Annotated in this window: 15 protein-coding genes; 4 read left to right on the top strand and 11 right to left on the bottom strand. The window is 56.1% G+C overall.

Translation table 11 applies throughout. From position 1 onward, the window contains the following. Positions 1–15 precede the first annotated feature (15 nt). Genes yacG through coaE form a run of 3 tightly spaced genes read right to left on the bottom strand, consistent with a single transcriptional unit; the run spans position 16 to position 1,583 of the window. On the bottom strand, positions 16–210 hold the full coding sequence (gene yacG, locus F3J31_RS15320; protein ID WP_023615920.1) for a DNA gyrase inhibitor YacG: 195 nt from the start codon (positions 208–210) through the stop codon (positions 16–18). A 9-nt stretch (positions 211–219) separates the two neighbouring features. Further along, the gene (zapD, locus tag F3J31_RS15315) at positions 220–963 is read right to left on the bottom strand and encodes a cell division protein ZapD (protein WP_167213985.1); all 744 of its coding nucleotides are present in this window, start codon (positions 961–963) and stop codon (positions 220–222) included. After that, positions 963–1,583, bottom strand: coding sequence for a dephospho-CoA kinase (gene coaE / locus F3J31_RS15310; protein ID WP_167213982.1), 621 nt, complete (start codon positions 1,581–1,583; stop codon positions 963–965). Before coaE ends, zapD begins: the two co-directional genes overlap by 1 nt. A 228-nt stretch (positions 1,584–1,811) precedes the next feature. On the opposite strand from coaE, the gene F3J31_RS15305 reads away from it, so the two are divergent. After that, positions 1,812–2,855, top strand: coding sequence for a GMP reductase (locus F3J31_RS15305; protein ID WP_023293282.1), 1,044 nt, complete (start codon positions 1,812–1,814; stop codon positions 2,853–2,855). 41 nt (positions 2,856–2,896) lie between these two features. On the opposite strand, the gene hofC is transcribed toward F3J31_RS15305, so the two are convergent. From hofC to nadC, 4 genes are all read right to left on the bottom strand, one after another. After that, the gene (hofC, locus tag F3J31_RS15300) at positions 2,897–4,081 is read right to left on the bottom strand and encodes a protein transport protein HofC (RefSeq protein WP_167213978.1); all 1,185 of its coding nucleotides are present in this window, start codon (positions 4,079–4,081) and stop codon (positions 2,897–2,899) included. Continuing rightward, entirely contained in the window at positions 4,071–5,453 is a 1,383-nt protein-coding gene (gene gspE, locus F3J31_RS15295; protein WP_167213975.1) for a type II secretion system protein GspE, read from the bottom strand. The genes hofC and gspE overlap by 11 nt, the downstream gene beginning before the upstream one ends. Before the next feature lie 10 nt (positions 5,454–5,463). Then, entirely contained in the window at positions 5,464–5,901 is a 438-nt protein-coding gene (ppdD, locus tag F3J31_RS15290; protein ID WP_167213973.1) for a prepilin peptidase-dependent pilin, read from the bottom strand. Positions 5,902–6,077: 176 nt separating this feature from the next. Next, entirely contained in the window at positions 6,078–6,971 is an 894-nt protein-coding gene (gene nadC, locus F3J31_RS15285) for a carboxylating nicotinate-nucleotide diphosphorylase (protein WP_021240514.1), read from the bottom strand. Between the two features lie 87 nt (positions 6,972–7,058). Between nadC and ampD the strand changes: the two genes are divergently transcribed. Further along, a complete protein-coding gene (gene ampD, locus F3J31_RS15280; RefSeq protein WP_069720170.1) occupies positions 7,059–7,610 on the top strand; it encodes a 1,6-anhydro-N-acetylmuramyl-L-alanine amidase AmpD in 552 nt (183 codons plus the stop codon). A 9-nt stretch (positions 7,611–7,619) separates the two neighbouring features. Further along, positions 7,620–8,474: a beta-lactamase regulator AmpE gene (ampE, locus tag F3J31_RS15275; RefSeq protein WP_063620800.1), complete on the top strand. Its 855-nt coding sequence runs from the start codon at positions 7,620–7,622 to the stop codon at positions 8,472–8,474. Positions 8,475–8,492: 18 nt separating this feature from the next. On the opposite strand, the gene F3J31_RS15270 is transcribed toward ampE, so the two are convergent. The 4 genes from F3J31_RS15270 to F3J31_RS15255 all read right to left on the bottom strand — a co-directional run bounded on the left by F3J31_RS15270 (position 8,493) and on the right by F3J31_RS15255 (position 12,660). Then, positions 8,493–9,443: a family 43 glycosylhydrolase gene (locus F3J31_RS15270; protein ID WP_063620801.1), complete on the bottom strand. Its 951-nt coding sequence runs from the start codon at positions 9,441–9,443 to the stop codon at positions 8,493–8,495. 10 nt (positions 9,444–9,453) lie between these two features. Beyond that, positions 9,454–10,851 carry an MFS transporter gene (locus tag F3J31_RS15265; protein WP_167213970.1) on the bottom strand — a complete coding sequence of 466 codons (1,398 nt, stop codon included), beginning with the start codon at positions 10,849–10,851 and terminating at the stop codon, positions 9,454–9,456. A 164-nt stretch (positions 10,852–11,015) separates the two neighbouring features. Further along, positions 11,016–12,386, bottom strand: coding sequence for an aromatic amino acid transporter AroP (aroP, locus tag F3J31_RS15260; RefSeq protein ID WP_024907477.1), 1,371 nt, complete (start codon positions 12,384–12,386; stop codon positions 11,016–11,018). Between the two features lie 46 nt (positions 12,387–12,432). Beyond that, positions 12,433–12,660 carry a hypothetical protein gene (locus tag F3J31_RS15255; RefSeq protein WP_167213915.1) on the bottom strand — a complete coding sequence of 76 codons (228 nt, stop codon included), beginning with the start codon at positions 12,658–12,660 and terminating at the stop codon, positions 12,433–12,435. A gap of 263 nt (positions 12,661–12,923) precedes the next feature. Between F3J31_RS15255 and pdhR the strand changes: the two genes are divergently transcribed. After that, positions 12,924–13,688, top strand: a complete 765-nt coding sequence (gene pdhR, locus F3J31_RS15250) for a pyruvate dehydrogenase complex transcriptional repressor PdhR (RefSeq protein WP_008501960.1) — start codon at positions 12,924–12,926, stop codon at positions 13,686–13,688. Positions 13,689–13,711: the final 23 nt, after the last annotated feature.

Here is a 13,711-nt window from a genome sequence, read left to right as displayed (position 1 = left end):
AGCAGGCTTTACAGATTACTGCTGATTTTCACTCCAGTCGTCGCTGTCCGAGAGATCGCCTTTACTCGGAATACGTTTCTCTTCCGCCGCCCATTCGCCCAGGTCAATAAGCTGGCAGCGTTTGCAGCAGAATGGGCGGAACGGACTCACTTCGCCCCAGACAACGGTTTTGCCACAGGTAGGGCAGTTTACGGTGGTGACATCAGACATCGGCACTCCTTAACAACAGGCCAGTTCAAAATCGAGGCGTTCCGGCACGGTGCCATTTTCGCTGTCCAGAGGCATAAAGCGAATCGCAAAGCGGCTCTTATGCCCGGAAATTTGCGGATAAAGCTGTTCGCCAAGCGATAAATTCAGGCGCAAAAGATCGGCATCATCACCGTTGTCCTGGTAGAAACCATTCAGGCTGGTTTGCTTGCGGAACGGCGCTGAGTTACGGATCAGATCGAGGATCAGCGACAGCGTCTGGTGCATCGGCTCCAGGCTTGCCAGCCAGCTGTTCACCTGCGCGTCACGCTGGGCTTGTGGCATATGGAGCCACATATGCAGCGTCGGCAAGTCGAAGCTGCAGCAACCGCCAGGGATGCTCAGGCGCTGGCGCACCAGGCCAATCAGGCGGTCCTCACGCAAAAACTGCCCGACGCGCGGTGCAGCCATCAGGATGTTGCTGCTGGTTTTAAGCTGCTGGCGAAGGGAATCGATACGGCTTACATCCACCCCCGGAACCTCAGCCCAAGCCTGTAATTTACGCTGCTGGCGCTCCAACTCTTTAAGCAATTCTGTGCGGACATCGCCGCGTTCAATCACATCCAGCAGATCGCCTACATTGCGGAAGAAATGCAACGCCGTAGCGTGGTCGTTAACCGGCAAATGTTGTGAAAGCTGCTGAATGAGGAATTCGATGCGCAGCCAGGTACGCATTTTTTCGTTGAGCGGATGCTCAAAAAGGATGTGTGTCGACATTATGGTTTTTCCTGTGCAACGGCCTGCGCGGCAAACGTCAGATACTGCGCGTGCAGACGGGCAACATCCGATGCAATGGCATCTGGTGCGCCGTTATTATCAATGACATCATCCGCCACGGCAAGGCGCTGAGCGCGCGTGGCCTGAGCGGCAAGAATGTGTTCAGCATGCTCGCGCGAGACGCGATCGCGCGTCATGGTTCTCTGGATTTGCGTTTCGGGGGTGACATCAATCACCAGCACCCGGTCGGCTTTATTCTGCAGCTGATTTTCAACCAGCAGCGGAACCACCCACAAGACATAGGGCGAGCGGGCTGCGGCGATCTGACGCTGCGTTTCCTGGTGGATGATGGGGTGGAGAAGGCTATTAAGCCAGGCTTTTTCCGCGGAATCGGAAAAAATGCATTCGCGAAGCTGACGGCGATTCAGGGTGCCATCGGCATTGATGATGGCCTGACCAAAATGTTCTGCGATGGCCTTTAGCGCGGGTGTATCGGGCTCTACCACCTGGCGGGCAATAATATCGGCATCGATAATCGTGATACCCAAACGAGAAAACGCGTCCGCAACGGTACTTTTGCCACTACCGATGCCGCCGGTTAATGCAACGATATACCCCATTAAATCAAATCCTGGGAATTATTCATTATAAAAATCAGTTGATTAAAAATCACAGATGCGCCAGTCACTGTTTAGCCCTGTTTACCGGCTTTTTACCAGGTAAATTTATAGGATTGTAGCGTAAAAAAAGAGAATTTCGCAGTCTTGCGGAGCAGGTATTAGTGCGTATGATAGCGTCACTGGAGTTGTGCTTTTAACATATTTGCCTCTAACCCCAGGAATCCGCACATGCGTATCGAAGAAGATCTGAAGTTAGGTTTCAAAGACGTTCTTATCCGCCCTAAACGCTCTACACTGAAAAGTCGCTCAGACGTTGAACTCGAACGTCAATTCACCTTTAAGCATTCCGGTCAGACCTGGTCTGGCGTGCCGATCATCGCTGCCAATATGGATACTGTGGGAACCTTTGAGATGGCAACCGCGCTGGCACAGTTCGATATTCTCACCGCCGTGCACAAACATTACAGCCCTGAAGAGTGGGATGCGTTTGTTGCGTCCGCCTCTGCTGATGTGGTGAAGCACGTGATGGTCTCCACCGGCACCTCCGATGCGGATTTCGAGAAGACCAAACAGATCCTGAAGGCTAACCCGGCGCTGAACTTCGTTTGTATTGATGTGGCGAATGGTTACTCCGAGCACTTCGTGCAGTTCGTCAGCAAGGCGCGTGAGGCCTGGCCGACGAAAACCATCATCGCGGGCAACGTGGTGACCGGTGAAATGTGTGAAGAGCTGATCCTCTCCGGTGCCGATATCGTGAAAGTGGGCATTGGCCCGGGCTCCGTATGCACCACGCGCGTCAAAACCGGCGTCGGTTATCCGCAGCTCTCTGCCGTCATTGAATGTGCCGACGCGGCGCACGGGTTGGGCGGCCAGATCATCAGCGACGGCGGTTGCACCATGCCGGGGGATGTCGCAAAGGCCTTCGGTGGTGGCGCGGACTTCGTGATGCTCGGCGGTATGCTGGCAGGCCATGAAGAGAGCGGCGGTACCGTCGTTGAAGAGAACGGCGAGAAATTTATGCTGTTCTACGGCATGAGCTCTGAGTCTGCGATGACCCGTCACGTCGGTGGCGTGGCAAAATACCGCGCGGCAGAAGGCAAAACCGTGAAGCTGCCTCTGCGCGGCCCGGTTGAAAACACCGCACGCGATATCCTCGGCGGCCTGCGTTCTGCCTGCACCTACGTGGGCGCATCCCGCCTGAAAGAGCTGACAAAGCGTACGACGTTTATTCGCGTTCAGGAACAAGAAAACCGCGTATTCAATAGTCTGTAATGGCTTTCGCTGGCGCATGCCCGTGCGCCAGCCCTGTTGTACTATCCCGCGCTCATCGCATCTCCCAGGTGGAATATCGGCAGGTACATTGCCACCACCAGCGTACCGATAATGACCCCCGTCACAATCAGTAGCAGCGGCTCCAGAAGCGCCGCCAGGTTATCTGCTCGTTGAAAGGTCTGTTCCGTGTGATGACGGGCAAGGTTTGCCAGCATGATGTCCAGCGCACCTGACATCTCACCGGTTCGTAAAAGCTGAATACAGAGCGGGGTAAACAATGCCGCCTTCTGAAAGGATGACCAGACGGGCAGACCTTTTTCAATGTCCTCCCGCACGTTGCGAAGTATCCCTTGCCAGTACCGGCTCTCAACAGTTTCTTCTGCACTCTCCAGGCCCTGTAAAAAGGGGATGCCTGCCTGTTGCGTGAGTGACAGCACGGTAAAGATGTGTCCCAGCTTTTGGCCTTTTGCCAGTGCGCCCATCACGGGCGTCTGCATCAGGATTTGCTGCCAGCGAGGGTTCTGCCGCAGAGCCCAGGCGACGGCAAAGGGGATTAGTAGCAGGGCGAACAACGCGAGGGCATATGACTGCATAAAGGCGGCCATTCCCATGACCATCTGTGTCAGCACGGGAAGCGGGGTATTAAACGTTTTGTAGATCGCAGCAAACTCGGGCAGGACCAGGGTGACCATCGCCAGCACAACCACTACAGCCAGCGTCAGGACGATCGCCGGGTAACGCAGCGCCTTTTTCACTTTTGCACTGAGCTGCTGCTGCGCTTTTTGTTGCTGCGCGAGCTGACGACAGCACGCCTCCAGCTTCCCTGTCAGCTCCCCGGTCTTCACCATCGAGACATGCAGCGGGCTAAAAACGGCTGGCCACTTTTTTAGCGACGCCGAAAACGGGCATCCTTCACTGAGCTCATCGGCAATGCTTTGCAGCATCGCCTGCCACGGTTTTAACGGATGCTGCTCTGCCAGCATTTGCAGACTGTGGGATAATGTCAGTCCAGCCTGCAGAAGCGTGGCGAGCTGATGAAACATCTCGTCGCAGTGGTGTTGCCGCCAGCGGTGCCGCTGCGCGCATCGGGTTAGCGTCAGAGGATGGAGGTCGTTACGCATTAGCCGGGTGAAGGCCGCATTGCGGTCCGTGGCCCACAGTGTCCCGCTTCGGGGTTCTCCATCTTTGGTGAGCGCACGCCAGCGCCAGAGCTGATTAGCCGCCATTGGGCATTCCCAGGACGCGCAGCAACTCTTCAATCGTGGTTAGCCCCTGTTCGACGGCCATGCAGCCGTGTTCAAAAAGAGAAATCATCCCTGCCTGGCGGGCGCTCGCCTCGATGACGTCTGTTCCCGCCCCGCTGGCAATGGCCTGCCGCAGGGCATTGTCGATCCCGAGTACTTCAAAAATGGCCACGCGGCCATAAAAACCGTGGTAACAGCGATCGCAGCCGGTTGGCTGCCAGCGTGGAAGCGGTCTGGGCCATACTGAGCGAGGTAATTCCGCATGCTCCCCGCTTTTCTGTCGGCAGTACGGGCACAGACGTCGAACCAGTCTCTGGGCAATCACCATCGTCAGCGCGGAGGAAATCATCCAGCGCGCGACGCCCATCTGCTCCAGGCGAACCAGCGTTTCCGTCGTCGAGTTGGTATGCAGGGTCGACAGCACCAGGTGCCCGGTCTGGGCAGCATTAATGGCAATCCCGGCCGTTTCACCGTCACGGATTTCGCCGACCATTATGATGTCGGGATCCTGACGCAGCAGCGCCCGCAGCACGCTCTGGAAGGTTAAACCCGCCCGGGGATTAATCTGCGTCTGGTTTAATCCGGCAAGGGGGATCTCAATAGGATCCTCTACGCTGCAGATGTTGACGTCAGGGGTGTTACGCGACTGCAGCGCGCTGTACAGCGTCACGGTTTTGCCGCTGCCGGTAGGCCCGGTGACCAGAATCAGCCCCTGTGGCTGGTGGAGCACCGCATTAAAACAGGCCAGTTGCTCAGCATTCATGCCAAGCGCTTTCGGCTCAAGGGCCTGCGGAACCTGCTGCAGGAGACGCAGCACAATTTTCTCGCCGCCGCTGCAGGGAAGCGTCGCGATCCGAAACGAAACCGGCTCGTTGGCCAGCTCAATCGTAAACTGGCCGTCCTGGGGTAAACGGCGCTCAGCAATATCCAGGTTACCCAGCACTTTTAAACGCGCGCTGAGCAGGTTAGCCAGTTCCGCCGCAAGCGGAGGCTGCGGGCAAAGTACGCCGTCGATACGTAAACGAATCTGGCACGCATGCTCCATCGGTTCGATATGAATATCAGAGGCGCGTTGGTTAATTGCCTGCTGCAGCGTGTGGTTGAGGATATCTACCGTTGAATGCGCTTGCGAAACACCGGGCAGATGTGATTGTGACGTGAGCTGCCGGTGTTTTTCCATGCGCTCAGCGCTCCAGCACTCAATATCAATCCGTTTCTGAGTCGCGAAACGCAGCGCCTCCATGAGTTCGGCCGCGGGGTTGCCCACGACGGCAATGCTGACCATTTCACTGTCGCTGGTAAGCAGCAGTGCGTGATGGCGAAGACAAAGCGCCACGAGTTGATCGGTCTTCATTTTCCGCTCCTCAGTTATTGTCGAAGCGGAAAACGTCTTCGCAGGCCTGCTTCAGGGCGCTATCAGCGCTGATGTTGCAGAGACGCGTCCAGCCCGTCATACCGTTAGCGTCGTTCCACTGCGGCGTCATGACCACTTCCAGCCCGTTAAGACTTTCCTGTCCTGTTAAGGTCACGCTCCCTTTCGCTACGCTCATTCCCGACACGTAGCGTGTCGTGGTGGGGGAAGGGATACCGTTGCTGCCGGCATCGCAACTCTCCACGCCCCCGTGATCCAGCGCGCAAAGCTCGATGGCGGTGCGGTAGGGGACGAAGGTTTGCAGCATATCGGTCAACGCCGCTTTGCGCAGGTAGTTCTGATAGGCAGGTACGCCGATGGCGCTCAGAATCGCAATAATGCCGATGACCACCATCAGCTCAATGAGAGTGAATCCGTGTTGTCTGTTCATATCTGCTCCTTACGTTAAGTGGCGCTACTCTGTCAGCGCGAAAGGGCAGAAACGAGGGGCAAAAAAAGGAACGGGAGAGCGCATTCAGAGAATTTATGCCGCGTTGCAGGGAGGAACAGCGGATTTGCGAGCGGGGCTGAAATTCCCCTCTCCTGGCGGAGAGGGGAGAGGAATGACTATTTAAAACGCATCGAGAGGTCGAGAGCGCGAACGTGCTTGGTCAGCGCGCCGACGGAGATGTAATCCACGCCGGTTTCGGCAAATTCACGGATTGTTTCGAAGGTGACGTTTCCGGACACTTCGAGCTGGGCCCGGCCGTTGGTCAGTTTTACCGCCTCACGCATCTGCTCGGTTTCGAAGTTATCGAGCATGATGATATCGGCCCCAGCCTTAATCGCCTGCTCCAGCTCGTCCAGGTTTTCCACTTCCACTTCAACCGGCACATCAGGGTGCAGCCAGAAGGCCTTCTCCACCGCCTGACGCACGGAGCCCGAGGCAATAATGTGGTTCTCTTTAATCAGAAAAGCGTCGGACAGGCCCAGACGATGGTTTGCGCCCCCGCCGCAGAGCACCGCGTACTTCAGCGCCGTGCGCAGGCCCGGCAGCGTTTTGCGGGTATCCAGCAGCTGGGTTCGGGTGCCGGCCAGCAGGTCAACGTAGCGGCGCACTTCACTGGCAACGCCAGAGAGCGTTTGTACAAAATTGAGCGCGGTTCGTTCGCCGGTCAGCAAGACGCGGGAGGGGCCGTCCAGCTCGAACAGCGGCTGATTGGGCGTGACGCTATCGCCATCTTCCACGTGCCATGTTACCTGCACATCATCGCCCGCCAGTTGGGTAAAGACCTCTTCAACCCAGCGCTTGCCGCAAAAAACACCCTCTTCGCGTGTGATAATGACCGCGTGGGAGCGTGTCTCTTTTGGCAACAATTGTGCGGTAATATCTTTATCGGCATTGACGTCACCGCCCAGGTCTTCTTTCAAAGCATGGGCAACGCTTGCCGGAATATCCATATTAATACGTTCCAGAAGCGCTTCACGTCGGTGGTCGGGGTTGTAGCGGCGAGGCGGCATGATAAAACTCCAAATTGGTAACGAATCATAATATTGAAACATGCTACTCTGAACCGAGTAACAGCACCATACATAAGGAGTTCCAGCATGTTGTTAGAAAACGGATGGCTGGTGGATGCGCGGCATGTCCCTTCGCCGCACCACGACTGCCGCCCGGAGGATGAAAAGCCCACACTGCTGGTTGTTCATAATATTAGTCTCCCGCCGGGGGAATTTGGCGGCCCGTGGATCGATGCGTTATTCACGGGAACGATTGATCCCGATGCCCATCCTTTCTTTGCTGAGATTGCGCATCTGCGCGTGTCGGCTCACTGCCTGATTCGTCGCGATGGTGAAGTGGTTCAGTATGTTCCCTTTGATAAGCGCGCCTGGCATGCCGGGGTGTCGATGTATCACGGGCGCGAACGGTGCAACGATTTTTCTATCGGGATCGAACTGGAAGGCACGGATACCACGCCCTACACCGATTCACAGTATCAACAGTTAGCGGCTGTGACCCGCACGCTTATCGGACTCTATCCGGCCATCGCCGACAATATTACGGGACACAGTGATATTGCCCCGGCGAGAAAAACCGATCCCGGCCCGGCATTCGACTGGCTGCGGTTCCGCGCCATGCTCACCGCGTCGTCAGAATAAGGAGATACCATGACGTTGTTTACCATGCTGCTGGTCATCATCGCTGAACGCCTGTTCAAGCTCGGCGAGCACTGGCATCTGGATCACCGGCTGGAGGTGTTATTCCGCCGTATCAAACATTTTTCCATGCTGCGCACGCTGCTGATGATGGCAGGAGTGATGGTCATTACGTTCCTGCTGCTGCGCGCGCTGCATGGACTGTTTTTCAACGTGCCGCTGCTGGTGGTGTGGATCCTGCTCGGCGTGCTGTGCATTGGTGCGGGCAAGGTGCGTTTGCACTATCACGCCTACCTGAAAGCCGCCTCCCGTGACGATGCCCATGCGCGCGGTGCCATGGCGAGCGAGCTGACGATGATCCACGGCGTGCCGCCGGACTGCGACGAGCGCGAGTTTCTGCGCGAACTTCAGAACGCGCTGCTGTGGATTAACTTCCGTTACTACCTGGCGCCGCTGTTCTGGTTTGTGGTGGGCGGCCCGTGGGGACCGGTCTTGCTGATGGGGTATGCGTTCCTGCGCGCCTGGCAGACCTGGCTTGCCCGCTATCTGACGCCGCATGAACGTTTGCTATCCGGCATCGATGCCATCCTGCACGTGCTCGACTGGCTCCCGGTGCGTCTGGTGGGCGTGGTGTATGCGTTAATTGGTCACGGTGAGAAAGCGCTGCCCGCGTGGTTTGCTTCGCTGGCTGACCGCCATACGTCGCAGTACCAGGTGTTAACGCGTCTGGCGCAGTTCTCGCTGGCGCGTGAGCCGCATACCGACAAGATTGAAACACCGAAAGCCGCTGTCTCCATGGCGAAGAAAACGTCGTTTGTGGTGGTGGTTATCGTGGCGCTACTGACGATCTACGGCACGCTGGTGTAAGCCAGCGCGCCGCAAAGACTATAGCGTATCCGCAGGCGGGATGCCGAAATCAGGCATCCCGTTTTCATTCCAGCGGACGTGCTTCAGGCGGGTATGACGGTTCGGATCGTAAAGCGGATCGCCCTCAATTTCGGTGTAGTTTCGCGCGTGATACACCAGCACATCTTCCCCTTCCGGCGTTTGTGTAAAGCTGTTGTGGCCCGGGCCGAACTGGCGGTTTTCGTAGCTGGTCACGAATACGGGACGCGGGGATTTGTGCCAGTTTGCAGGGTTTTGCGGATCGGCATTCAGGTCTATCCACAGCAGTCCCATGCAGTAGTTCTCGTCGGTGGCGCTGGCGGAATAGCTGATAAATAGCTTATCGCCGTGAACCAACACCGCCGGGCCTTCGTTAACCCAAAATCCGCGACACTCCCAGTCATACTCCGGTTTGCTGAGCATCACCGGCTCGCCTTTTAGCGTCCACGGGTTCGCCATTTCGCACAGATAAAGGTTGGAGTTCCCGGTGATATCCGGTGCCTTTTGCGCCCACAGATACCAGCGTTTCCCCTGATGCACAAAGGTGGTAGCGTCCAGAGCAAAGGTATCGAACGGGGTTTTGATTTGCCCTTTTTCCACCCACGTGCCGGTAAGCGGATCGCTGTCGGTACATTCAATGGCAAACATGCGGTGCTGGAACATCCCGAGTGCATCGAGCGCCTGCGTGTGCGTCGCGGCAAAATAGATGTACCACTTTCCGTCGATATGATGCAGTTCCGGCGCCCATATCAGCTGGCTCATGGGGCCTGCGTCGGGTTTACGCCAGACCACCACTTCTTCGGCATGACGTAAGCCTTCAAGCGACGCTGCGCGGCGGATCGCCAGCCTGTCGTACTGCGGCACGGAGGCGATAAAATAGTACTGCCCCTCATGGCGTAAAATGTACGGATCGGCGCGTTGTTCGATAAACGGGTTTGGCCACTGATGCATTTGGCTCTCCTTATTTTGTCTCTGCGGCTTTCAGTTCCTGATAGTCGTTCAGTTCACGGTAGTTGGTGCGGCGTTTCTCCAGATCGGCCTGGATCTGCTTCATGGTTTCACGATCCACCTTCAGCAGACGTACCACGCCCGCGGTAATTAAGTATCCAATGCCGGGAATGACGGTAAAGAGCAGCACGATCCCGTTAAGCGCGTCCGCACTTTGCGCTTTCGCGCCCGCGTCGTAGCCGTACCAGGAGAGCAGGAACCCGACCATCGCCCCGGCAATCGCCAGCCCCAGCTTCAGGAAGAAGATGTTGCCCGAGAAGCTGATGCCGGTGATGCGCTTCCCGGTTTTCCACTCGCCGTAGTCGTCCACGTCGGCCATCAGCGACCAGTGCAGCGGAGACGGGATCTGGTGCAGGATGTTCAGCAGGAAGTAGAGCACCACGATGGTGACGGTGGCTTTCGGGTCGAAGAAATAAAAGGCGCAGGAGAAAATCGCCAGCACGATATTGGTCCAGAAGAAGACCTTCAGCTTACACCAGCGGTCGGTCAGCACTTTTGCCAGCACGCTGCCGAGCATCATGCCAACAACGCCCAGGCTGATAAACAGCGTGGCGAAGTGGGTGCTCTGGCCCATCACCCAGGTAACGTAATACATGGTGGCCGCCATGCGGATAAAGCCGGGGCAGACGTTGCAGAGCGTCAGCAGCAAAATGCGCACCCACTGGTCATTCTTCCACACGTCTTTCAGATCGTTTTTCAGCTCATCGTTGGTCTGCACCGCCGGGCGCACGCGCTCGCGCACGGTGGCGAAGCAGAACAGGAACATGCAGGTGCCAATCAGCGCCAGCACGGTCATCGCCATCTGGTAGCCTTTGGCTTTGTTGTCCCCGCCAAACCAGTCGGCCATCGGCAGCAGCGTCAATGAGAGCAGCAGCGTGGCGATGCCGACCAGCACGAAGCGATACGACTGGCAGGCGACGCGCTCTTTCGGGTCGTTAGTGATCACCCCGCCCAGCGAGCAGTAGGGGATGTTAATGGCGGTGTAGGTGAGCGACAGCAGGAAATAGGTGACAAAGGCATAGATAACTTTGCTGTTATAGCTCCACTCTGGCGTGGTGAACATCAGGATGCTGAACAGCGCGTAGGGGAAAGCGATCCACAGCAGCCATGGACGAAACCGGCCATATTTGCTGCGGGTACGGTCGGCAATCGCGCCCATGATCGGGTCCGTTACGGCGTCAATCACGCGGACAGACAGCAGCAGCACGCCGACCAGCGCAGGGGCGAGGCCAAAAATATCCGTATAAAAATAGTTAACAAACAGCATGATGGCGCCAAAGATAATGTTGCATCCGGCATCGCCCATCCCATAGCCGATCTTTTCTTTTACTGACAGGGTGTTGTTATCCATCGACAGCTCTCCGGTTTACGGTATGGAGAGAATTATTCGCTGGCGAAGAGATATATGCGTTGCAGTATCAGGGCGGTGATATGGATAAATGCGCTGTGGGCGCGAAAGTGTGAGGGAGGTAACAACGCGCGGTACCCGTAAAAGCAGGTACCGCGGAGAAAGGCTTAGTGTGCCTTCATGGCATTACGGCTTTTCTGACTGAACAGATAGCCCACGCCCAGGATCGCAATCCAGACCGGGATCAGGTAGACGGAAATCGCCATACCCGGCGTGATCAGCATGATCACCAGAACGGCCGCCATGAACAGCAGGCAGATCCAGTTACCCAGCGGATAGAGCAGGGCAGGGAAGCGCGTGGTGACGCCCTGCTGCTGTTTCGCGCGGCGGAACTTGATGTGTGCCAGGCTGATCATCGCCCAGTTGATGACCAGAGCAGAGACCACCAGCGCCATCAGCAGGCCAAACGCCGATTCCGGTGCCATGTAGTTAATCAGCACGCACAGGGCGGTCACGATGGCGGAAACAATGATGGTATTCACCGGCACGCCGCGTTTATCAACGTTAAGCAGCATCTTCGGCGCGTTGCCCTGCTGGGCGAGGCCGAACAGCATACGGCTGTTGCAGTATACGCAGCTGTTGTATACCGAGAGCGCTGCGGTCAGCACCACGATGTTCAGCGCGTTGGCGACAAAGGTGTCGCCCAGCTCGTGGAAGATCAGCACAAACGGGCTGGTGTCAGCAGTCACGCGCGTCCACGGCAGCAGGGAGAGCAGCACGGCCAGTGAGCCCACATAGAAGATCAGAATACGGTAGATAACCTGATTTGTGGCTTTCGGGATGCTCTGCTCCGGGTTGTCGGCTTCAGCGGCAGTGATCCCTACCAGCTCCAGACCGCCGAAGGAGAACATAATGATGGCCATCATCATCACCAGACCGGTCATGCCGTGAGGCAGGAAGCCACCCTGTTCCCAGAGGTTGCGCACGGTGGCCTGCGGGCCGCCGTTACCGCTGAAAAGCAGCCAACCGCCGAAGATAATCATCGCCACCACGGCAATGACCTTGATGATGGCAAACCAGAACTCCATCTCCCCGAACACTTTAACGTTGGTCAGGTTAATGGCGTTGATAATGACGAAGAAGGCTGCAGCAGAAGCCCAGGTTGGGATTTCGGGATACCAGAACTGAATGTATTTCCCGACGGCGGTCAGTTCGGCCATGGCAACCAGAACGTACAGCACCCAGTAGTTCCAGCCCGAGGCGAAACCGGCAAAGCTGCCCCAGTATTTATAGGCAAAGTGGCTGAAGGAGCCCGCGACCGGCTCTTCTACTACCATTTCGCCCAGCTGGCGCATGATCAGAAAAGCAATGAAACCCGCAATCGCGTAACCCAAAATAATGCCCGGACCGGCAGACTGGATAACGGATGCGCTGCCCAGAAACAGGCCGGTACCAATCGCACCGCCCAGTGCGATGAGCTGAATATGGCGGTTTTTAAGCCCGCGCTTTAGCTGATCGCCGTGCTGTTGAGCTTCCATTTGAAACCTCGTGTGTGGTTGTTATGTTCACGCTGAGCGTGTGTAATTATGAAAATCCATATTCTGTATTTATTTCTTTACGGTAAACGAGACCGAAAAAAGCGGCGATGACTTCCGTAAGCGCCAGAATAGTGGTAAGTGCCTGCGAATGCACCTGCTTTATGAAGGGGTGATGACGACTTGAATAAAAAGAAAGCATTTGTAAATCGGCCCGCTCGTTGTTCCTCTCCCAACCTATAGAATAGAAATGCGCCTTAAGTGGGCGAATTTTCATTATTTGCCTTGTTGAATCGCTTCAGATTGCAAAAACCCTCGTTTCATTATGGTTAAAACTCCCTCTTTGGGGGTAATCAACTCATTTGTGCAAAGTTACATTTCTGAAACGTTATTTCTGTAAGGTTGTTAAAATGTGCAGGGTTTACTGATTTCAATCAAAACCAATATGGACAGAAGGTGAATACTTTGTTACTTTAGCGATACGAAATAGAAATTGGTAAGACCAATTGACTCCGGGCAAAAAGGCGTAAGACAGGGAATATGGCCTACAGCAAAATTCGCCAACCAAAACTTTCTGATGTGATTGAGCAGCAGCTGGAGTTTTTAATCCTCGAAGGGACTCTGCGCCCGGGTGAGAAACTTCCGCCAGAACGCGAGCTGGCAAAACAGTTCGACGTTTCACGTCCTTCTCTGCGTGAGGCGATTCAACGTCTCGAAGCAAAGGGCTTGCTGCTTCGTCGCCAGGGCGGCGGAACCTTTGTGCAAAACAGCCTGTGGCAGAGCTTCAGCGATCCGCTGGTAGAACTTCTCTCTGACCACCCAGAATCCCAGTTTGACCTGCTTGAGACCCGTCACGCGCTGGAAGGTATTGCGGCCTATTACGCCGCCCTTCGCAGCACTGATGAAGATCGCGTGCGTATCCGCGAACTGCATCAGGCCATTGAACGGGCACAGCAGTCCGGCGATTTAGACGCCGAGTCCAGCGCCGTCGTCCAGTATCAAATCGCCGTCACCGAAGCGGCACACAATGTGGTGCTCCTCCATCTGCTACGCTGCATGGAGCCGATGCTGGCCCAGAACGTTCGTCAAAATTTTGAATTGTTGTATGCCCGTCGGGACATGCTCCCACTGGTAAGCAACCATCGCACCCGAGTATTCGAGGCGATAATGGCCGGGGAACCGGAGCAGGCGCGCGAAGCGTCGCACCGCCATCTGGCTTTCATTGAGGAAATCTTGCTGGACCGCAGCCGTGAACAATCGCGTCGCGAACGTTCATTACGCCGCATACAGCAACGAAAGGATTAAGCGCCAGGTACTTTTAGAGCGCG

The organism is Enterobacter sp. Acro-832 (assembly GCF_011752745.1).
GTDB classification, from domain to species: domain Bacteria; phylum Pseudomonadota; class Gammaproteobacteria; order Enterobacterales; family Enterobacteriaceae; genus Enterobacter; species Enterobacter quasiroggenkampii.
The sequence above is the reverse complement of the archived record's forward strand: the minus strand, read 5'-3'. Positions and strand labels throughout refer to the sequence as shown.